The following is a 21,313-nucleotide window of genomic DNA, read 5'->3' as shown; positions in this document are numbered from 1 at the left end:
AACTAATTGTTATTTATATTAAATTCGTGGGGATCCCTCAGACTCCGACCCCATTTATTTTTTTTCGACGACCCAAATATCAGGAGATTCAAAACTAATGTTGTGATGAGACGTAATAAGGTTGGAATGGATGTAATGATTGAGCAAAAGCCTTGATAACGAGACGAATCATCAGTCGCAGATTGAATCATTCTGCAGAATAGATTTTGCTTAAGAGGTCATCTTGATAGATTTAGAAACCTCTCTGATGTACCCCAATAATACTTGAACCGCTTCGTTTGACGCACTCGTCTCTGGAGACATCATTCTTAATGAGCAACCTAAGAAAGGCGTCATTGGCTGTCGCATCACCTGCTTATTCCAATCATAAGGAAAGGCTAGCCCAGGGACAAGCGATACTCCGTAGCCTGAAGCAACAATAGAAAACAAGGCGCCTATATCAGACACCGTTGCTTTGACGTTGAGTTCTTGATTTGACTGCTCAAAGATTTGTTGTATAAACGGCTCACAGCCAGATGAAGACATGACAAAACCTTTATCGCAAAGATCAGATAATGCTAAGTTTGCGCTTGAAGATAGCCCTCGTTCTTGAATAAGATAAAACTGATCTTCAATTAATAACTCACTACTTTTGGCTTGCAGATTGTAGGCTATGCCAATATCAGCAATCCCACTTTTAACCCACTGCTCGACTTCCTGATCTGTCCCTATTAAGAGCTTAACTTCAATATTTGGATAATTTCGACGTGTGTGAACCAAAACTTCTGGAAGAATAACTCGAGAAACACTATTCACTGTTGCTACTTGAATCGTGCCCGAAATAACGGTCGTCGCTAACTGTAAAATATCATTGATAGCCGCAAGAGCCACATTCGCCGATTCAGTCGCACTCTTGCCTGCCGCTGTTAAGGTAACACCCCGAGCTTCCCTTATCAGAATCTGTGTATCTAGAGTACTTTCTAAAGCCTTTACAGTATGACTGATGGCAGATTGAGTAACATGCAGTTGCTCGGCTGTGCGGCTAACGCTTCCCGTATCTCTGAGTGACACCAGAACTTTTAGCATTTTTATATTGATATTATTTTTATTCATATATAAGTATTCTATTAATCATTTTACTCATGTCAAGCCAATCCGGTATTCTCTAAGTTAAAACGCATTGACTTAATTTGAGGATTATTACTATGACTTTGGCTATTCACTCTATGAACACAAAAGTATGGGGCATGCTCATCTTACTTTCCATCTTATGGGGTGGCTCTTTCTTCTTTGTAGGCGTAGCGGTCTATGACCTTCCTCCATTAACCATAGTGACACTTAGAGTAGGGATTGCAGCGCTTACACTATGGGGGATAGCTTTGATGCTTGGCTTACGTCTGCCAAAAAGTATAAAAGTCTGGGGGGCATTCTTAGGAATGGGATTGCTGAACAACGTTATCCCTTTTGTTCTAATTGTATGGGGGCAAACGCAGATTGCATCAGGCCTCGCCTCGATTCTGAATGCCGCAACACCGATATTCACCATAGTGGTAGCAGGAATTCTACTGCCTGATGAGCGACCAACCCCGTTAAAACTAATCGGGGTCGCTCTCGGCTTCGTGGGTGTTGCAGTAATGATAGGCGTACCCACGTTAGGTAGCGATAGTAATTTGTTGGCTCAACTTGCCGTTGTTGGCGCAGCCATATCTTATGCATTTGCGGGAGTATATGGACGTAGATTTAAGTCATTGGGGGTAAACCCTGTAATTACAGCGGCAGGACAGGTAACAGCTTCTACGCTTATTTTGCTGCCAATTTCGTTATTTGTTGACGGTACTATCGATGTGAACAAGGTACACATGAACACATGGATAGCTATACTAGGACTTGCAGTTGCGTCCACTGCGATAGCGTATGTGCTTTATTTCAAAATTCTTCAACTTGCAGGCGCAACAAACGTACTGCTGGTCACACTACTCGTACCCGTGTCTGCTGTTCTGCTTGGTTGGCTATTTCTTAACGAATCGCTCGAATTCATTCATGTTTTGGGAATGGCATTAATAGCATTAGGATTGTCTGCAATTGACGGCCGCCTGTGGCACCGTTTGAAATATAGCTTCTCCTAATGAGTGACATACCATGAACAGAAGCTTTGGTAGAAACTAGGATGAGTAATCACTCTAAATGGTACTTGGGCATCACCTTTGTAGTCGAACAACTGCCCAAACACGCCTTTGGACAGGAATGAGTTACATGTGACCTATTTCTGCTGCACTCGCATAAGTTTAATTGTCATAAGTATGAAATCAGCTTCCAGATATTCAGCTAATGAACTTCTAGAAGCTGACTTTGAAAAATGATATTCAGAAAAGATTCAGACCAAAAATGTCCTTAACATCAAAAAGCACTTTGGATGTTTTTTCTCTAGAGACTTGGCTTCCCTTGACTAAAAAATCAATTAGTTGGGCTTTATCATTCAAAAACTGGCTTCTACTTTCTCTTATTGGTCGAAGCATTTCCTGCAGGCACTCTTCTAGCACCTTTTTCGTTGTACCGTCGCCAAGCCCGCCAAGTCGATAGTGTTCTTTTAGTTGCTTGACATAGTCTGTATCAGAGTGGAAAGCCAAGGTGTATACAGAAGAGACTAAGCCCAGATTGTCTGAGCTAAAGCTTTCGTTTTTTTGCTGACTCTCAACCCAGACAAACTACGTTCGATGCAATCCTGATTGCGCGACCATGATCACCTCACGTAACACAGTAAAGCCGAACCTCAAACACCAGAAGAACCTATCAACACCTTACGTCAAACATCGTTGTGCTAAAAATCATGCTAAACAAAGGCAACGACACGTTTTGGGCTGAAAGTCCGACAAAAGATTTTTTGGTTACTTTTGCATCGTTTGGCAAAAGTTACCCGCTCAGCAGAGCGGAATAAAACTTATGGCTCAAAGCATTTGAATGGAACCAACAAAGACATAACCCCATCCTAACCTCCCCTTACTCTTTAATTCAGGTAACAAAAACAAGGGGAAGGAACAAAGCTACTTGGTAGCTCAAAAAGGGCAGGGCGCGACAAACGCCACCCACGCTTGGGTAAACGGATGCCGAAACTCCAGCCGATAGGCATGCAACAAAAGCCGAGGGTGGTTCTCTGGTGTGTATTGGTCGTCGTAGAATTCATCGCCAATAATAGAATGCCCAATGCTTTGCATGTGCACGCGCAGTTGATGAGAACGACCTGTAAAGGGGGTTAACCGAACTCGGGTGGTGTTGCCTTCGTAGCTGATGGGTTCCCATAGGGTGATGGAGTCTTTGCTCCATTCATCGGTGCAAACAATTTGCCTAGGTCGGTTGGGCCAGTCGCAGCGTAGGGGTTTACGGACTTGGCCTTTTTCACCCAATAAACGCCCACGCAGTAGGGCGCGGTATTCTTTGGTGACTTCCCGTTCCCGAAAATAGGCGTTCATGCGTTTTTGGCAGTCGTGGGTTTTGGCGACGAGGATTAAGCCGGAGGTGGCTTCGTCTAGTCGGTGGATGGTGTAGGCTTCGCCGTATAAAGATTCTGCCCGATGCAGGATGGAATCGAGCTTATCTGCGCCACGACCGGGCACAGATAAGCAGTTAGCGGGTTTGTTGATGACGGCGAACCAGTCGTCTTCATACAGTACATCTAACACCAAGGCTTATTCCGGCTTGGTGGTTAGGATGATGCGAATGGCGTCTAGGCGAATTTGGTGTTCGTCGATTCGGACTAGGCCTTCTTGCATGTTGTTTTCTAGGTGCTGTATGTCTTCATCACGAATGGCCGAGTTGAAGGATTTAAGCTCGGTTAGGCGCTCAATCTCATTCTGACATTTATGCTGATAAGCCGTTTTCGCCGCATGGACGATAGGGCGTGCTTGGTCTTGGGCATTCAGTTGATGAGCTTGCAGTACTTCGATCAGGTCTTTACGCAGGGCGGCGACCCATTGTTCTGCGACTCGGTTTGGTACGCCTTTGAGTTTTTCCGCCCATTTATCGGCAGTGAACTGTTGGTGTAGGAATTTGCTATTGGAGTCGGACAGTTGCCACATTGGCGTCATCGGCAGGGATTGTGCCAATTTCAAACGCGGGTGAGCGGTGGCTTCGATCACAAACATGCTTTCTACTAGTACTGTGCCTTCTGGTAAGGCGCTAATGGGTAAAATAGCAGAGGTCAGTTTGCCGGAGTCGAAGCCTTGTACTTCGTCCATCAGCATGGTGATCAGCGGGTGTTCCCAGGTGGCGAAGGCGACGTCTTCTCGCTGGCTGGCTTGGCGACGGTCTAGCATGAGCATTTTGCCTTCTTCTTCGATGCCCGGTAGGGCTTCGAGCATCATGTCGCTAGAAGGGCGAAGGAACCAAGCACTTTTCTGGGGATCATCGTTCATGCAATCCGCATAAATATTGAAGGCGTGGGTAACTTTTTCTATGTAGTTGTGCAGGCCTTGGGTAGCTTGGTCGTTGATCTGTTCGATCAAGGCTTTGGCTTGCTCTGGTCGGCAAGAGCTCATTTCCAGTAGGCGGTTACGGCCTTCTTCCATTTGTTTAAGCACGGCTTCGTGATAAAGCCTCGCTTCTTCTAGTAGGTTGGTGTCGTCATCTTGACCATGCAAATAGGCATGTAGGCTATCGCCAAAGGCTTCTTCTACTTTGTCGCCTACGCCTGTGGTGCGGCAGAAGGCGTTAAGGGCGTGGTGGTACCAGTTGAATAGGCGTTCTTGCACACTTTGTTGCAGGTACGGTACGTGTATTTGTACGTCGTTAAGTTGTCCGAGACGATCCAAGCGACCAATGCGCTGTTCAAGCAAGTCAGGGTGTTCTGGCAAATCGTACATGACTAAGTGATGACTGAACTGGAAGTTACGACCTTCACTGCCAATTTCTGAACAAACTAGCACTTGTGCGCCTTCTTCGTCGGCGAAGTAGGCGGCGGCTCGGTCGCGATGAATGAGTGGCATTTGCTCATGGAAGTCGGCACTTTGAAAGCCAGCAAAGGTCAGTTGGTCGTTCAGCCATTGGGCCATATCGGCGGTGTGACAGATAATGAGGATTTTCTCAGCCTGACATTCGAGGAATTCTTTTAGCCAGTTCCAGCGTGGGTCTTGTTCCCAAAGGCCATCTTGGACTTCGGTTTCTGGTTGTACGTGATGACTGGCCGACGCAAAGGCTTCGTTGTTTTCAAGCGGGTAAGCGTGCAGGTAACGATCAGGGAACCCACCCACTGCGGCCCGTGTATTTCGGAACATTTCACGGCCAGTACCATGACGGTCGATCAGCCAGCTAATGGCTTCTTTGGCGGCTTGGCTGGGGGTCTTGTTGTTGGCGTCGGTCAGTTCAATAAACCAATCTTTGGCTTTGACTTCTGTTAAATAATCGGCAAACAGGGTTTGCCAATCTAATGGCGCGTCTTGGTTGTCGTCTTGGGAGAACGGCAGCAAGGTTTCAGCCAGTTCAGCCGCTTGTTTGAATTCCTGTTGCTGGGCTTGGTAGCGTTCAAAATCATGATAATGATCCGCATCCAATAACTGCAAACGAGAGAAGTGTTCACGTTCGCCAGTTTGTTCTGGGGTCGCACTGAGCAAGAGTAAAGATTCTGTTTTAGCCGCTAACCGCGCTACCACTTGGTAACCCACACTTGGGGTTTCAGGGTGCCAAGCTAGGTGGTGGGCTTCATCGACAATAACCATGTCCCATTCTGCGTCCAGCATGTGCTGGGTGGCGTTCGGGTGTTGGCTGGCCCAATCGATAGGCGCGATAACAAAAGGTTGTTGCTCAAATGGGTTGTCGTCGCCTTCCATGAAGTCTTCGTAGACGGCTTCATTGATCAGGGAGAAGGGCTGGTGGAAACGGCGCAACATTTCAACCAACCATTGGTGTTGTAGGTTGGTCGGTGTCAGGATGAGTACGCGTTTACATAGGCCGTTTAGTAGACGGTGGTGCAAGATCAAACCGGCTTCTAGGGTTTTCCCCATGCCGACTTCGTCACACAGTAAAGCCCGTGCCTGTGGACGGTTGGCGATTTCATTGGCAAGGTAAATTTGGTGTGGCAGCAGTTCGGCTTTTAGGCCCATTAAACCACGTACCTGAGAAGCGGCATGGGTGGCTTGATGTTCTAGGGTATGACGACGTAGGTCAAACCACATGCGACGGGCTGGTGAGAGCGCTAATAATGAGTCCAGCTCGTTTTTGTCGTTACGTGGAAATTGGATAAGGGATTCTTCGAGCCAGTCGTCATCGTCGCTGACGCGGTATTCGATTAAGCCGTCGATTTCTTCTACTTCGAGTACGGTGAAGGTGTCGTCTTGGTAATGTAATTGGTCTCCGACCGTTAGGGTGCGTCGAACTAGACTGGTCTGGCTGCTTGAATATTGGCGATCAGATTCCGCATCAGGGAAATGTATCGTAAAGGATCGATTTTGTTTTTCGATAATCATGCCAACGCCGAGATCAGGCTCGTTGCGGCTGCTCCATCTTTGTCCAGTTTGGTACATAGTTATGCTTTGTCCGGTTCAATTAAAGTTAAGCTACCTTGGCATAAATCCGTCAGAGTGACTTTGTGTTCAGGCCAGGTACGTTCAATAACAGCAAGCTCAATGATTATGCTGTCGCTGTAGGTTTTGTTATTCACCTCGATGTCGCTTTGTTCTAACCAATATTCGACTTTTCCTAATAAAGGGTAGGCGATTTTTAGCTGAACTGGGGTCCGTGGGTAAATACTTTCATGTTCTGTTTGACTGAGGGCTTCCTGTACGGCTTGGCTATAAGCTCGAACTAAGCCACCTGCGCCGAGCTTTATACCACCAAAATAACGTGTGACGACCACTGTGGTTTCGCCAAAATCCGAATGTTGTAACACATTCAGCATGGGCTTGCCTGCTGTGCCTTTTGGTTCACCATCGTCGCTTTGGTCCCACATATGCACATTATCTGGTGCGCCGGCCACACATGCCCAGCAATGATGATTGGCATCTGGATAACGCATGCGCATTTGATTAACAAAGGCTTTTGCCTCGTCACGCCCCTTGGTTCGACACACTGTGGTGATGAACTGGCTGTTTTTTATTTCAAGGTCGAAACGTTGAGTGTGTGTTGGGCTGAGGTAGTAATCCATGTAAACTTCGACTGTTTCTCTATGAAAAATAATAGGTTGTAAAGTATATGGAAAATTGGCTTTGGCAATCCGTTTGGGCATTATCGGGCTTTTGTATCGGCGCGATTCTATTATCTGGCCTTGCGGGTTTTATTGTACAGGCTATGCGCCGTCAGTGGCAGCGTACAGAGGAAAAAATACAGCAACAAAATGAGGAATTACAGCGGCTTTTGACGCAAGCCAAAGACCAAATTCATTATTTGGAAAAAGAAGCGCTGACTTTAGAGCAGCAGTTTGCGGCCGCGCAAAGTGTGTGGCAGGAAAAGGAAGCCTTTTATCGTGAGCAAAAGAAGCAAAATGAGACCGAGTTTAAGCAAATGGCTCAGGAGATCATGAGCCATCAGGGTCAACAATTAGCGAAAGAAAATGAGCGTCAGTTAGGTTCTTTGCTGACCCCCCTCGGCAGTCAAATTCAAAAATTCAAAGAGAGTGTGGATAAGAGTTATCAAGACGAAGCGCGAGAGCGCTTTTCTTTGGTAAAAGAAATTAAAGGCCTACAGCAGCTTAATCAGAAAATCAGCGACGATGCGATAAATTTAACCCATGCCTTGAAAGGCCAGAATAAGCTGCAAGGTGGTTGGGGGGAGGTGATTTTAGAGCGTATTTTGGAGCGTTCAGGGTTAGAAAAAGGTCGCGAGTATCAGGTGCAAACGTCTTATCAGACAGAAGCAGGGCGTCGTTTACAGCCGGATGTGGTGATTCATTTGCCTGAAGGCAAACAGGTTATTGTCGATTCCAAAATGGTGTTGGTGAGTTACCTTGCTTATATGGAGGCGCAAAGTGATGAGGAACGCAGCAGGGCGTTAAAGCAGCATTTGGATGCGGTGCGTCGCCATATGAAAGACCTCAGTGCTAAGTCCTATCATGACTTGCCGGGGATCACCTCGCTCGATTTTGTGTTGTTGTTTATTCCCATTGAGGCGGCGTTTGGTCTGGCTTTGCAGGGGGATAATAGCTTGTTCAGTGAAGCGTTTGAGCACAATATTATTATTGTCGGGCCCTCTAATTTATTAGCGACCTTGCGTACTATTCAAAATATATGGCGCAATGAAAAGCAAAGTCAAAATGCCATTGAAATCGCCCGTCAGGCTGGGGCCATGTACGATAAGTTTTCGTCCTTTGTGCAAGATATGGATGATATCGGTAGCAAGCTGGATTCGGTTAGCCGCAGTCATGATGCCGCGTTGAAGAAGCTCAGCTTAGGGCGTGGTAACTTAATGATGAGAGCAGAAAAACTCAAGCAAATGGGCGCGAAAACCACCAAGTCTCTACCGGAAGCGTATCTGAATAGTGAGGCTCTCACCGACGAGACTAAGTTTGAGGAAAAGAGTTAGGCGCTGGGAAATTGCCAGAGTACTGTTGCTTTGCTTATGTAGGCGGTTGTTAACAGGTCTTGGTTGATGCGTGCCACTAGCTGTTGTAGGTTGCTGTCTTCTGGTGTTTTTGAGGCGTCAGCAATTAGCTCTAGTTCGAGTGTGTTACCTAGGTAATGCAAACGAGTGTTGGGGATATCAAGGTAGCCAGTATGCTGACGTAATAGAAAGCCAAGGTCGGCGAGTATTTGATGGCGAGCGGGAAGCTTTAAATGCTCAGGCTTGCCGTTTTGCGAGTGAAGCGTATCGGCGATTTGAATTTTGTCATCGGTATCAATATGTACCATCACATCCTCGACTTGAGGGTGGGCTTTTTTGATGGTGTAGATGACGAGATCGCCAAGGTAGTGACCTTCGCTGACACTGGCATGACTGGGCACATGAATGTGCATGTCTAAATAGATTTTACCGGCCATGGATCTGGCCCTGACATCATGGGGCGCCATGACATTTTTCAGGCTGTTGGCCGTTTCTTTGATTTGTTCAATGAGTTTTGGGTCGGGGGCCGTATCGACTAATTCCGTCAAACTTTCCCACATCATGCCGATGGCCATTTTACCAATTAATACTGCCACTACGATGGAAGCCAGCATGTCGGCCCAAGGGTAACCAAAATACACCCCGATTAAACCAATGAGTACGGCAATGGAAGATAGTGCGTCACTGCGGCTGTGCCATGCGTTAGCAATCAGTAATTTACTGTTGATTTCTTCACCGGCTTTTTTGGTGTAATGAAAGATCGCTTCCTTGACTACTATGGTGGCGAGTATGGCGGCGACACCATACCAGGTAAATTGTGCTTGCGTTTGTGCGCTAATCGATTGATAGCCGATGCCGATAGCAACGGCCACCAATATTAAACCTAAAAAGACCGTCGCTACGGTTTCAAAGCGCAGGTGACCATATGGGTGGTTGGCGTCAGGGGCTTGTCTGGCGTTGGAAGCGGCAAAGTAGACAAAGACGTCGGTGACTAAATCCGATAGGGAGTGAATGCCATCTGCGATGAGCGCTTGTGATTGGGAGAAATAGCCAGCCACAATTTTTGCCAAGCCTAAAATAGCATCCCAAATGGCTCCGATTAGGGTGACTCGTTTTGCAATGCTTTGTTCTTGTTTAAGTTTTGACATGTCTGCTCAAGGCTTTATTTAACGGTTAACTTGAACGTCCTTTTCTGTAGGGCGCTGAGTCGGATTTGCAACGAATCACCATTATCACTTGCTTGGCGAATGTTCTCCCCAAGCTTATCCACGGTATTTGTGGAAAAGCTTGGGAGAGGATAAGTTTAGTCTATTGGGAGCTTGTTTGATCGATTTCAAACCACAGGCAGTAAGAGGCAAAAAATTCTCTCATGGTGAGGGTCATTAGCGAGAAGTTGGCATCCATATCGGATAAGCCGCCACCCTGAGAGTCATTAAATGCGGCTTCTTTTAGGGCGTCATCAAACTTGATTTTACGTAAGGTGAGATCTTCATGGAGCACAAAGCTGAGTTTGTCTGACCAACGTAGGGCGAGGTTTTTCACCGCCATGCCTTGTTCTAGGTGGCGTGTTACGTCTTCTGACAATGGCTCTAAAGATTTAAAGCGAATCGTAGCTTTGTCTTCTGAGCTGTCCTGTATTTCACATTCATCCCCAGTTTCTAAACTGGCTGGTACGTCATTTTTTACTAGCCAATCTGTCATTAGGGAAGACGGAGAAACTTGCGCCTGTAATGGCGTCATCGGAAAGCTGCCAAGGGTGGTTTGCAGGTGTTTGAAGAGTTGTTCTGTCATGCTGGCATTGGTGCTGTTGAGAACTAGGATTTTTGCTTTTAGATCAATGTAAGCCCAAATGTCAGTACGCTTTGAAAAGGCTTTTGGACGTAGGGTGAAAACCAATTCGTCCTTCATGTCGGATTTTTCTTTACGGCCGACTTTGCGACCTTCAATCAGTTCTATTTCAGCGACTTTTGTTTCTAATTCTTCTCGTACGACAGCAGACGGCAGCACCTTTTCTTCTTTACCAGCACGGAACAATAGGCAGCGATCACTGGCTAGGCTCCATTGCTCGCTGTTGCGAATAAGGGGCAGCCAACCAAAAGAGAATTCTTCTTGTGAACCACACTCTTTCAATGGGAACTCAGGGATCTTGTCAATCAGCTCATTGGTATCCAGTGATTCTGTATCTTGCAATTGGAAAATTTGGGCGTTCTTGAACCACATATTAATCTCTCACGGCTTCTTTGAAGTGTTTACGGCAGACAGATAGGTAGCGGTTATTACCGCCAATTTCTACCTGATCACCTTCTTTAACGGGTAACCCTTGTGCATCGATCCGAATGACCATAATGGCTTTGCTACCACAATGACAGACGGTTTTTAATTCCACTAGCTTATCAGACCAAGCGAGTAAAGCTTGGCTGCCTTCGAATAATTCGCCTTTAAAGTCGGTACGTATACCAAAGGCTAAAACTGGAATGTTTAATTCATCGACCACATTGGACAGCATATGGACCTGTTGTTTGGTAAGGAACTGTGCTTCGTCTATTAGGATGCAGTTTAATGGCTCTTGATCTTTTTCGTTCTGAATCAATGCCATGATATCTGTATTTTTATCAAATAGACTCGCGTCAGCGGCAATGCCGATACGTGAGGATATTTTTCCTGTCTCAAAGCGGTCATCAATGGCAGCAGTCAGTAACAGTACACGCATGCCTCGTTCTTGATAGTTATGGGCAGATTGTAACAAGACAGTGGATTTACCTGCATTCATTGCAGAATAGTAAAAGTAGAGCTTGGCCATATTATATCGAACTGTTCGTAAAATGAGCGGGTGAGTATAGCAAATCATGCTTGCTTAGCGTGTTTTTTCCTCATAAAGCAGTATGAGGTGTTCTACGTTAGCTTGAAGCGGCTTTTTTTAACTGACTGGCGCTGAGCGAATCATATTTTTGGCTAATGTAGTTGGTTAGCCATTCAGCACGCTTTACATCGTCTAGTTTACAAAGTTGATCGAGTTTGTCGATGATGGATTGATCAATCACTAATTCAAGACGTTTCATGCCTAGGGCTTTTTCTTTTTCCCTCTGTATGCGCTTGTTGCGTTTTAGTTGTTCTTTTCGGTTGAGTGGTTGTCTGCGAGGGCGCCCTACAGGTTTGCCGAAGAGGTCGATGGTGTTGCGGTCGGATGTTGCTTTTGCCATGTCATTATTTTTTCAAGAGGGATAAAAATGGTCGCAATGTAGTTGAAAAAGAGAGATGTGAGTCGTCGCATCTCCCTTTCGTCTTCGTTAGTTGCTTGCTTGTTTTTGGCTGGCTTCTTTTTGTGCCTGTTGGTTGATGGCAATAAAATCGAGTAAGATTTCTGCGCCTTCTTTGGCATAGGTATCTTCTTCCACTGGTTTTATGTCATCCACCGAGGCGACGGGGTCGAGCCCTAGCGCTTTGCGTCGAGTATTCTCACGAGCGAGTTCTTTGGTTTTACTTTCTTCTCTTTGTTCAATGCGAGTACTTTCTTTCAAAGAGATGTTTTTATAATCCTCTATTTGCTTTTTAAACTCAACTATCTGCTCATTGAGCGCAATAAAGTTAGGGTCTTTTGCCATTCTAGATTCGTGGCGTGGTTCTAAAATAGGCAAGTAGGCTTTCATATCCCAATAGACTGGGTAGCGGGTTTCATGGATTTTATCCCATGCAAGCGGGTTGTCTAATGCGCTTTCGCCCACCTTATCTTTATCAACCAGAGAAGGAAACGGGATGTCAGGCATCACGCCTTTATGCTGCGTGCTTTCTCCTGATATGCGATAAAACTTAGCTTGGGTCACTTTTAGTTGGCCTTTATCCATTCCCTGTAATACTTGTACCGTGCCTTTACCAAAGGTTTGGTTACCAAGGATTAGGGCACGTCCGTAGTCTTGTAAGGCTCCCGCGACTATCTCTGAAGCAGAGGCACTCATGCGATTAATGAGCACTGCCATTGGGCCGCTGTAGGTAATGCTGTTGTCTGTGTCTCCTAGCGGGGTAACGCGACCGCTGCCGTCACGGATCTGTACGGCTGGACCTGAAGGGATAAATAGACCGGCTAGGGCATTTGCTTCTTGCAATGAGCCACCGCCATTATTTCTTAGGTCTAGAATGAGCGCAGAAATACTTTCTTTACGTAATTCTTCGATGAGCTTTTTGGTGTCTCTGGTGGAGCTTTTATAGTTTTTCTCACCCGCTTGAATGGCGGCAAAATCAGAATAGAAAGTTGGCAGTTTAATCACGCCCACCTTGTAGGTTTGATCACCGCGTTTTACTTCGACTACTTCTTTTTTTGCGGATTGGTCTTCTAGTTTTACTTTTTCACGAACAATGCTGATGATCTTACTGGTCTGAGTACCGTCTTTACTTGGAATAATTTCTAAGTTCACTGTCGTGCCACGTTCGCCACGAATCATGTCCACTACATCGTCAAGACGCATACCCACCACATCGACCATGGCTTTGCCTTCTTGTCCAACGGCAATGATCTTGTCGCTTGCCGCAAGCTCACTTTGGGTCATGGCTGGGCCGCCCGGAATGAGGCGCACCACCTTGGTGTAGTCATCATCCATTTGCAGAACAGCGCCTATGCCTTCTAGTGACAGGCTCATGTTAATGTTAAAGGTTTCTGAAGCACGAGGCGCAAAATAGGTTGAGTGAGGATCTAGCGCAGCGGTGATCGAGTTGGCGAAGGTCTGGTAGATGTCGACGGCATTGGTTTGATCAACACGCTTAAGTTGGTTCTTGTAACGGCGCTCTATGATTTCAATGATCTTTGTTTCATCGTCACCGTTTAATTTTAGGGTTAAGGCGCGGTTTTTTATGCGTTTACGCCAGTAGTCATCCAGTTGTTTTTCTGTTTTCGCCCATTGTAGAGTATCTGGGTCAGCATTGAGTGTTTCGTCTTTTTCATAATCAAAGGCTTTTACCATGTCTGGCAAGGTGTCTTGTAAGCTTATGAGTCTATTTTCAACACGTTTAAGATAAAGGTTGTAGATGGTGTAGGCAATTTGGGTATCACCGCTTCTCAAGGCATCATCAAAGCTGTCTTTGTATTGAGACAGTTGGTCTATATCCGCTTGCAGGAAAAAGCTTTTGCTTGGGTCTAGGGCATCGATATAGTAATCAAAGGCCATTGCCGAGATTCGATCATCAATAATGGGTCTGTTATAGTGAATGGCTTCCAGCATCTCAACCAATTCTTTGGATACTTTGTCGTATTCATGAGGAGGTTGTAACTCCTGATAGGCGGACGCAGATGTTGTAAGGGTAAGGCCTGTTAACAGGCAAAGTAAAAAGCGTTTATAGTTCATCCGGTATGGGTACTCTCAATCTATTTTATGCGTCATTGGTAAAATCATATTAGACACAGAGCAGTAAGACCAGCCTAACAGTTAAAAAGTCACTTTTTTTAAGGCATTGTCCTTGCGGGAAATTATGGAATATTCAAGTTTTAACAATTCTTTGCTGTCATTTCTTCAAGCTTCACCAACACCATTTCATGCAACAGACAGTATGCGTCGTGCTTTATTGGCTAAGGGTTTTGTCGAATTATTCGAAGCGGATGATTGGGTGATAGAAGAAGGTAAGCAGTATTTTGTTACTCGTAATGAGTCTTCTTTGATTGCTTTTACCGCACCTAGTTTGAATTTTAGCCAAACTGGTTGGCGCATGATAGGGGCTCATACCGATAGCCCTTGTTTAAAATTAAAGCCAAATGCTCAGGTGGATCGATTTGGTTATCATCAATTAGGGGTAGAGGTCTACGGCGGTGTTTTGTTACACACATGGTTAGATAGAGATTTATCCATTGCTGGCCGCGTTACTTTGAAAACGGATAATGGTGAGATTGTTAGTCGTTTAGTGGATTTCAAAGACCCTATTGCTGTGGTGCCGAATTTAGCGATTCATTTAAATCGTGGGGTGAACGATGGCTTTTCGGTGAATCCACAGGAAGAAATATTGCCTATTTTGTGTGGGGTGGAAAATGAGTTTGATTTGCATCAGTTGCTAATTAGCCAACTTGAGGCTCAGTATACGGATTTGTCGATGGCTTCAATTTTAGATTTTGAGCTTAGTTTGTATGATACTCAGGCTCCTGCTTTAGTTGGCTTGCATCAAGAGTATATTGCGTCAGCGCGATTGGATAACCTCTTGAGTTGCTTTGTCGGTTTGCAGTCCTTACTTGACTCTGACTCTCGGTGTCCTAGTTTGCTTATTTGTACTGACCATGAAGAGATAGGTAGCTTGTCTGCCTGTGGTGCAAATGGGCCTTTCTTAGAAGATGTTTTACGCCGCTTAACGCCTAACCCAGAACAGTATGTTCAATCTATTCAGCGCTCTATGCTGGTGTCTGCAGATAATGCTCATGCTTTGCATCCTAACTATGCTAATAAACATGATAAAAATCATGCGCCTGCGATTAACAAAGGGGCTGTTATCAAGGTAAATGCGAATCAGAGGTACGCTACAAACAGTGAAACGGCCAGTGTCTATCGAGATATTGCCGCAGAAGAAAACTACGATGTACAATGTTTTGTGGTGCGTAGTGACATGGGGTGCGGAAGTACTATCGGCCCGATTACTTCTGGTGAGATCGGTGTGCCGACGATTGATATAGGTTTGCCGACCTTTGCTATGCATTCTATTCGTGAGTTAGCAGGCAGTCATGATGCCTATGGCCTGTATAAGGTGTTAGCGAGATTTACCCAACGAACGACCTTGATTAGCCGTTCGAATTAATTTTCCTGAATTTAGTCGAAAAAAAACCGTAAAGTAATGCTTTACGGTTTTTTTGTGATTTCTAAACGCGTTATTTAGTAGACACTAACCACTTGTCTAATTCTTGAATTTTGTCTTCGCTTAACTCGCCTGTTTCTTCGAGTAAGTTAAGTTTTTTGACAACAAAATTATAGCGGTATTGCTCGTAGGTATTTTGTGCGTTGTATAGGTTGGATTGCGCATCCAATAATTCAACGAGATTACGTGTACCAACATCGTAGCCAGCTCTTGTTGCTTCCAGAGCGCTGGAACGTGAGCGTATAAGCTGTTGCTGGGCGGCAATTTGTGCCACTGCTGTTTGCAGTTCAAGGTATAGGCTACGAATGTTGAGTTCAATGCCTTGTAAAGCACTGGCTTTTTGTTCGATGACAGATTCCGATTGGGCAACGGCTTGGCGTACTGTCGCGTTAATTGCACCGCCACTGTAAAGTGGGATACTAACGCCTAAACCAATCGTGGCACTATTGACTGCGCCATCTTGGTTTCCGACTGGAGTGCTGTCGGTATCATTACGAGCAAGTGAACCTGTTAAGACGACAGAGGGGGTGCGACCATTCGATTTTTGAATTTGAATGTTGTTTTCAGCACTTTCTACAGAAATCGTTAAGGCTCGTAAGTCTTTATTGTTCGCTCTAGCTTGATTAATTAAAGACTCAACTGTCATATTTGGGTCGAGTTTAATTGGGTAATCGGTAGATAGCTGTTTGCTGTCATTAATGACATGCCCTGTTCTTTGAAATAAAACTTTTTGAGCGTAGGAAACATCAGAGCGGGCGCTTAATTCGGTAACGCGAATTGAGTCGTACTCAGCCTGTGTGTCTTGTAAATCAGTAATGGAAGCTAGACCCACTTCATATTGTTTTTTGGTTCTATCTAATTGGCTTGCTGTACTTTTTACTTGAGCTTGGGTGGTTTTTAGGGTGCTTTGTGCGATCAATAGATTGAAATATTCTGTTAATGCCGTGAGTGCTAGGTCTTCTTTAGTGTTGTCAAAAGTAACCCCCGCATTTTTGTAGCTTAACTCTACCGCATCCACAGCATAGTTGAGTGCCGGAGAATAGATGGGGTAATTCATGTCAAGCGATAATGAGTTGGTTGTGGTATCCACATCATTGACAGGGCCATCAGCGGTTTTATAACCAAGGTTGCCATTAAAAGTAATGCTTGGGTATAGGTTACCTTTGGTTACTGTTAAGCTTTCATTTTCTGCTCGGTAAGTCGCGGCTGCTGCTCGAAGACCGGGGTCATTTTGAATAGCAAGCTGATAGACTTCATAAAGGCTTTCTGCTTGGGTGGATGTGCTGCTTAGCACGGCGATGGCGACTAGTGATGATACAATATGCTTTTTCATGGATCTCTGTGGGCTCTTAGTATGAAATATAGTTATAATACTACCTCAGGTCCTGTCCTTGGGGCAGTGCTGCTCTTGCTATATCTATTATGATTATTGACCATACCATAACGAAATGCTTTAAATTAGCTTTGAATGTGGAAAACTCATGCATAAACAGGGTGCGTCTATTGAAACCCTTCTGATTAAAGGTACTACTTTTTTAATTTCAGAGTGTATTGAATGACTTTTGTTGAATGGCTTTTTATTTGCCCTGTCAGCATTAGGGTATTCGCACTTGATTGACTGACACCATCTCCCGCCACGCTTTCTAATATACCTTCTACGCTTTGTTCAATAGAAAAGCTCTGTGTTTGATTTGAGTTATTTCGAATTTTGGCTTCCCATATTTGTGTGGTAGGAAGTTTAGGCGATGATGCACTGACTAGGGTGATATTACCTGTCAGGTCTAGGCTTTTATTACTGCTTATACTGGCTGTTTGCTTAGCCCTGACAGTATTGAAATATGTCTTGTTACCAGGAATAAGTAAGTTGTCTCTTTGCCAATAAAGCTGATATTCCCCAGGTAACCCTTCTTCAGTGAAAGTGAATTTCATCATGCTTTGGAAATTTAGATCGATTTTTCCTCTATTATTTCTGTTGTTATTACGGGTAAACAGACTAGCAGTATGAACTGATTGCTCAATTTTACTTCTGGTATTTTTAAGGGGATAAAGCGTATCGGTATGAGGAGCAAGGGTGATGCTTTCTAAAGAATAGGTCGCTTCGTTGTTTTGGTATTCTATGGGGCGGACAGAAGATTGTAGCGCCATTGATGTTCGCTCAGCTTTAAACAGGGTAGGTTGTGACCGAGAGTAGTGTAGTAGGCTATTTTTGAGTTCGATGGAGGTGTCTGAACGATTATGTAATAGGGCGTTTTGATGAATGATTATTTTGCCGTTTGCAACGATTAGACTGAGTTGTGGTGTCCATGATAGCTGGTTGCTTTGGTAGCTCAGTTTGGCTGGATATTGCTGCTGGTTATTCTTGCCGCTTGTTTGATTTTCAAGTGGGATTAAGTAGAAATCGTCTAGAGGCAGTAATATTGGTTTATTATTTACCTTCAATAAAAATGCGTTTGACTCTATTTTACTAAGTGTCCCTGTATAATTTAAATCTCGTAGTTTGTGCTCCACTTTTACCTTGTTTCCTATTGAGTTGATCCAATTAGCATTTGCATCGTTTTGCATGAAGGAAATAGGTGAAAAAGCCTCTTCTAAAGGCAGTATGCTTGCCTTGTTTGGTATTAAGCTGATGCCTTGGTTCAATTCCGTGATTTGGCTGTTATCCAAACCAATAACGGCATTTATTATAGGGCCAGAAAATGCTGAGTTTGTTGTGGTTAGTGCGAAAGAATAACAACCAATGGCGATGAGTTTTTTCATGAAAAGTCCTTGTTTCTTTATTTTACATTGTAAAGAGTCATTATGGTCGAATAGGCTACTTTGAGAACTATAAAGGGTTCTAGGGGCCTTTTCTAAATTACTCAACTTATAATAAACAAATATGTCACAAATAAAGGGTTATGTGTGGACAAGAAACTATTAATTATCGATGGACTGAATTTGATTCGTCGCCAATATGCGGCGTTGGTATCTGAAGAAGACTTAGATCGTCGAGTAGAAAGAACTCAGAGTATCGCGATTGAGGCTTTGGCTAAGCTAACCAAGCAGTTTAACCCTTCCTATGCGGTCGTGGTTTTTGACTCTAGCGGCCAGACATGGCGTCACCAACTGTATCCAGAGTATAAGTTGGGCCGTGTGCCTATGGATGATAAGTTACTTGAATCCTTGCCTGATTTTGCCAAGTTGTTTCGTTATAACCATTTACCTTGCCTAAGGCTAGATGGCTGGGAGGCCGATGATTTGATTGCGACCTTGGCAGTAAAGGCGGCGCAGAGTGGGGTGAAGTCTTATATCGTCTCGACTGATAAAGGCTTTACACAGCTTCTCGATAATGAAGTGATTCTGCAATATGACTATTTTGCTAAACTTGGTTATGACAAAGTCTGGGTAGCAGAAAAATACGGTATTGGGGCTCATCAGCTGGTGGATTATTGGGCTTTAATAGGGGACACCACGAACCGAATTCCTGGGGTAAAAGGAATAGGTCCTAAAACGGCAGTGAGCATTATAGAATCTTTCGATACGATAGAAGCCATTTATGCAAACCTCAGCCATTACTCTGAACGTATCCAAGGATTGTTGTCCGGTGGTTATGAGCAGTGTCTGCAATCTCGGATGCTGGTGGCGCTAAAAACGGATGTAGAAATTGGTGTTCGCCTTTCCCAATTACGCTATACCCCCAAATTTTAAAGTGCCGATACCTTCTGCTTAAGTTGTTCAAACCCTGAATGAATAAAACTAAAAACCTCATCAATAATTTGGGTGGCTTCTTTGAATAGGGTATCAGGGTTTTGTTTGTTAATATTCTGCTCCTTAATACTTAGCGTCACTTTTTGAACATACTGGTTTAGGTGTTCATAGTCTTTTTTTGCAAGGGATGAACGCAGTGCGTGAAGGTGTTTCTCAATTTTTCCTAGGGTGAACACAAGTTGTAACTTTTTATCTGAACTGATGGTTTGCGTTGAGGCAATTTGTACTGATAGTGCTCTAACTTGTCCAAATGCTTCTGCCAGTTCAGGCAATGTTTTTACGAACCTTTGTGCTGAGCTACGAATTTCTTCGTCGTGGTTTGAAGTGAGTGCAAATTCGTCAGACATATCCCATAACGCATCTAGCTGACGAGCGATCAGGCCTGAGTGGAGTTGGAAACTTTCAGAACTGGTTATATTGTTTGCTTGTATTAATCTTTGCCATTGTTTGAATTGATAGTGTGAGCTTAAAGAGTCTGGGTATTTTTGTTCTGCTTCAAACTTGAGTAGAGCCTTGTATCGATATTGAATGTTGCTTTCCAGTGAATCTAGCTTACTTTTAAACTCGCTTTGTCCATTGATAAAACCAGAGTGCATTCCCCTATGCTGTTGAGTCAGTTTGATTAACTCAATAAGCTGTTTTATTCCTGACACTCCGTTTATTGATTTTTGTTTTGACTGTTTTTTTGCCCATATTTGGCGGCTGATTGCGAGTACGATTATGGCAACACAGATACCAACAAAAAGACTAATAAGTATCATGATTGCAACTCCTTTTGTTCCAATCGGGAGGAGAGCCATTCAAGGTATTTCACCATATCTTTGGTGTCTTTACTGGCTTGGCTATGTTTTTCACTGACTGCGGCAATGTTCTGTAGGCGCTCACACATTTGCTCATTGGCAAGACTAAATTCCGAGATCAGTTCAGTAGATAAGGCAATTTCTTCTTGGGTTGATTGGGCGGCTTGATAGATGGATGTTAGAGACTTGGTGACTTCTGTTGAGCTGTCTGTTGCACTGCGTGTAAATTCAATTAGTGCAAGGCTGGTTTTTTCTGATGCGCTCACTTGAGTGACGATTGAGCCAACAAGGTGATTAATGTCCTGAGTTGCCTGTTCAGTATTAGAGGCTAATGTGCGTACTTCATTGGCAACAACAGCAAAGCCTCGTCCTGCTTCGCCAGCTCGAGCGGATTCTATGGCGGCATTAAGTGATAGAAGGTTTATTTGCTCGGTAATTTTTCCTATGGTGGTGACAAAGCTGCCTATGTCTTCGGTTGCTTTAATTAATTCCTTCATTTGCTGTTGGTTACTTTCCACTGTCGACGCTATGGTTTCCATATGTCGTTTCAATACATCTAGCGCGGTTTGACCTTCTTCCGATTGTAAACGGGTACGATTGGCTACATCAGAGGTGAGCTTTATGCGAGAGGCAATATCATTGATGGTAGTACTCATTTCTTCACTGGTAGCGGCCAAAGCATCAAGGGCAAGGTATTCTTCTTGAGCGCCATCAGCAACATCATTTGAGGAATTTTGTAATTCAGTGGCTGTATAACGGGTCTCTTGAGAGCAGCTTTGTATTAAATGTCCTTTTCTTTCTAGTGTTCGTAGCAATAGGTTTATCTGACTCGCTAGATGATTAAATTCTTTATCATTGTAAGACAGTTCAATAACGCTCAGGTTTGGTTTGTCAAAGTGCTGCATAAACTCTTTTAGGCGTAACCGTGTTAACTGACTTGCTGATATTGAGAAGTAGACCAATAAGCAGGTCGTTACTAGGATAGGTGTAATTGGCTGGAGTGAAAATAGTGGAATAAAAGGAATCGAGCAGCCAATAGCTCCTAGTAGAATAAAAATAAATAAACGAGCGCTATGGGGAATAGCGGCCATTAAGACGGTTCCTGGCATGAGTATCATCAGCGTTTCCTTGTGATCAAAAAATGTCAGTTAGTTTGTTGAAGTAAAAGCAATAAACAGACCATGAGCAGGAAGTGCTAGGGATCCATTCTCATGAGGGGGAATTTACTGTTTCAGTGACTACTTGTGATGAAATAGGGAAGAGAAACATCTTGTTCAATCACTGAAATGAGGCGTTTTTCAAAGGTGTGTTTATTTTTGGTGCGTCGTTTTTATACTTTACAGAACAAAGTTGTGCAATTATCAAACTTCATTGCAGAAAAGATCCAAGGAACCTCTTACCCGCTGGCGATGAGGCGATTATAATAATGCCATTTTATGAAACGG

At 44.2% G+C, this 21,313-nt stretch carries 17 protein-coding genes; 4 read left to right on the top strand and 13 right to left on the bottom strand.

Features of this window, described 5'->3' with window-relative positions:
- Positions 1-210 precede the first annotated feature (210 nt).
- Entirely contained in the window at positions 211-1,092 is an 882-nt protein-coding gene (locus I8J31_RS12695; RefSeq protein ID WP_199468940.1) for a LysR family transcriptional regulator, read from the bottom strand.
- A gap of 92 nt (positions 1,093-1,184) precedes the next feature.
- Between I8J31_RS12695 and I8J31_RS12690 the strand changes: the two genes are divergently transcribed.
- Positions 1,185-2,105, top strand: coding sequence for a DMT family transporter (locus I8J31_RS12690; RefSeq protein WP_199468939.1), 921 nt, complete (start codon positions 1,185-1,187; stop codon positions 2,103-2,105).
- Between the two features lie 927 nt (positions 2,106-3,032).
- On the opposite strand, the gene I8J31_RS12685 is transcribed toward I8J31_RS12690, so the two are convergent.
- Genes I8J31_RS12685 through I8J31_RS12675 form a run of 3 tightly spaced genes read right to left on the bottom strand, consistent with a single transcriptional unit; the run spans position 3,033 to position 7,111 of the window.
- On the bottom strand, positions 3,033-3,656 hold the full coding sequence (locus I8J31_RS12685; protein WP_325101204.1) for an RluA family pseudouridine synthase: 624 nt from the start codon (positions 3,654-3,656) through the stop codon (positions 3,033-3,035).
- Positions 3,657-3,662: 6 nt separating this feature from the next.
- Complete coding sequence (gene rapA / locus I8J31_RS12680; protein WP_199468937.1) at positions 3,663-6,491, bottom strand: RNA polymerase-associated protein RapA; 2,829 nt, start codon at positions 6,489-6,491, stop codon at positions 3,663-3,665.
- A 2-nt stretch (positions 6,492-6,493) separates the two neighbouring features.
- Positions 6,494-7,111 carry a YigZ family protein gene (locus I8J31_RS12675; RefSeq protein WP_199468936.1) on the bottom strand — a complete coding sequence of 206 codons (618 nt, stop codon included), beginning with the start codon at positions 7,109-7,111 and terminating at the stop codon, positions 6,494-6,496.
- Between the two features lie 47 nt (positions 7,112-7,158).
- Here I8J31_RS12675 and I8J31_RS12670 point away from each other — a divergent pair, with 47 nt between their 5' ends.
- On the top strand, positions 7,159-8,484 hold the full coding sequence (locus tag I8J31_RS12670) for a DNA recombination protein RmuC (RefSeq protein ID WP_199468935.1): 1,326 nt from the start codon (positions 7,159-7,161) through the stop codon (positions 8,482-8,484).
- Here I8J31_RS12670 and I8J31_RS12665 read toward each other — a convergent pair.
- From I8J31_RS12665 to I8J31_RS12645, 5 genes are all read right to left on the bottom strand, one after another.
- Positions 8,481-9,650 carry a cation diffusion facilitator family transporter gene (locus I8J31_RS12665; protein ID WP_199468934.1) on the bottom strand — a complete coding sequence of 390 codons (1,170 nt, stop codon included), beginning with the start codon at positions 9,648-9,650 and terminating at the stop codon, positions 8,481-8,483. The genes I8J31_RS12670 and I8J31_RS12665 overlap by 4 nt on opposite strands.
- Before the next feature lie 160 nt (positions 9,651-9,810).
- Positions 9,811-10,722 carry a recombination-associated protein RdgC gene (locus I8J31_RS12660; RefSeq protein ID WP_199468933.1) on the bottom strand — a complete coding sequence of 304 codons (912 nt, stop codon included), beginning with the start codon at positions 10,720-10,722 and terminating at the stop codon, positions 9,811-9,813.
- 1 nt (position 10,723) lies between these two features.
- Entirely contained in the window at positions 10,724-11,302 is a 579-nt protein-coding gene (locus tag I8J31_RS12655) for a thymidine kinase (protein ID WP_199468932.1), read from the bottom strand.
- A gap of 97 nt (positions 11,303-11,399) precedes the next feature.
- Positions 11,400-11,702, bottom strand: coding sequence for a LexA regulated protein (ybfE, locus tag I8J31_RS12650; protein ID WP_199468931.1), 303 nt, complete (start codon positions 11,700-11,702; stop codon positions 11,400-11,402).
- An 87-nt stretch (positions 11,703-11,789) separates the two neighbouring features.
- Positions 11,790-13,835 (bottom strand): carboxy terminal-processing peptidase, encoded by a 2,046-nt coding sequence (locus I8J31_RS12645; RefSeq protein ID WP_199468930.1) that lies wholly within the window; start codon positions 13,833-13,835, stop codon positions 11,790-11,792.
- A 124-nt stretch (positions 13,836-13,959) separates the two neighbouring features.
- On the opposite strand from I8J31_RS12645, the gene I8J31_RS12640 reads away from it, so the two are divergent.
- Positions 13,960-15,264: a M18 family aminopeptidase gene (locus tag I8J31_RS12640; RefSeq protein WP_199468929.1), complete on the top strand. Its 1,305-nt coding sequence runs from the start codon at positions 13,960-13,962 to the stop codon at positions 15,262-15,264.
- 70 nt (positions 15,265-15,334) lie between these two features.
- Here the strand turns inward: I8J31_RS12640 and I8J31_RS12635 are convergent, their stop codons facing one another.
- Both I8J31_RS12635 and I8J31_RS12630 read right to left on the bottom strand, forming a co-directional pair.
- Positions 15,335-16,654 carry a TolC family outer membrane protein gene (locus I8J31_RS12635; protein ID WP_199468928.1) on the bottom strand — a complete coding sequence of 440 codons (1,320 nt, stop codon included), beginning with the start codon at positions 16,652-16,654 and terminating at the stop codon, positions 15,335-15,337.
- Between the two features lie 194 nt (positions 16,655-16,848).
- Positions 16,849-18,078, bottom strand: a complete 1,230-nt coding sequence (locus tag I8J31_RS12630; RefSeq protein ID WP_199468927.1) for a hypothetical protein — start codon at positions 18,076-18,078, stop codon at positions 16,849-16,851.
- A 144-nt stretch (positions 18,079-18,222) separates the two neighbouring features.
- On the opposite strand from I8J31_RS12630, the gene xni reads away from it, so the two are divergent.
- Positions 18,223-19,008 (top strand): flap endonuclease Xni, encoded by a 786-nt coding sequence (gene xni / locus I8J31_RS12625; protein WP_199468926.1) that lies wholly within the window; start codon positions 18,223-18,225, stop codon positions 19,006-19,008.
- Here the strand turns inward: xni and I8J31_RS12620 are convergent.
- On the bottom strand, positions 19,005-19,829 hold the full coding sequence (locus tag I8J31_RS12620) for a nitrate- and nitrite sensing domain-containing protein (RefSeq protein ID WP_199468925.1): 825 nt from the start codon (positions 19,827-19,829) through the stop codon (positions 19,005-19,007). The two genes, xni and I8J31_RS12620, sit on opposite strands and share 4 nt — an antisense overlap.
- Positions 19,826-20,986, bottom strand: coding sequence for a methyl-accepting chemotaxis protein (locus I8J31_RS12615; RefSeq protein WP_199468924.1), 1,161 nt, complete (start codon positions 20,984-20,986; stop codon positions 19,826-19,828). Before I8J31_RS12615 ends, I8J31_RS12620 begins: the two co-directional genes overlap by 4 nt.
- Positions 20,987-21,313 lie beyond the last annotated feature (327 nt).

This window comes from Marinomonas transparens, assembly GCF_016463975.1.
Classification (GTDB): Bacteria; Pseudomonadota; Gammaproteobacteria; order Pseudomonadales; family Marinomonadaceae; genus Marinomonas; species Marinomonas transparens.
The sequence above is the reverse complement of the archived record's forward strand: the minus strand, read 5'-3'. Positions and strand labels throughout refer to the sequence as shown.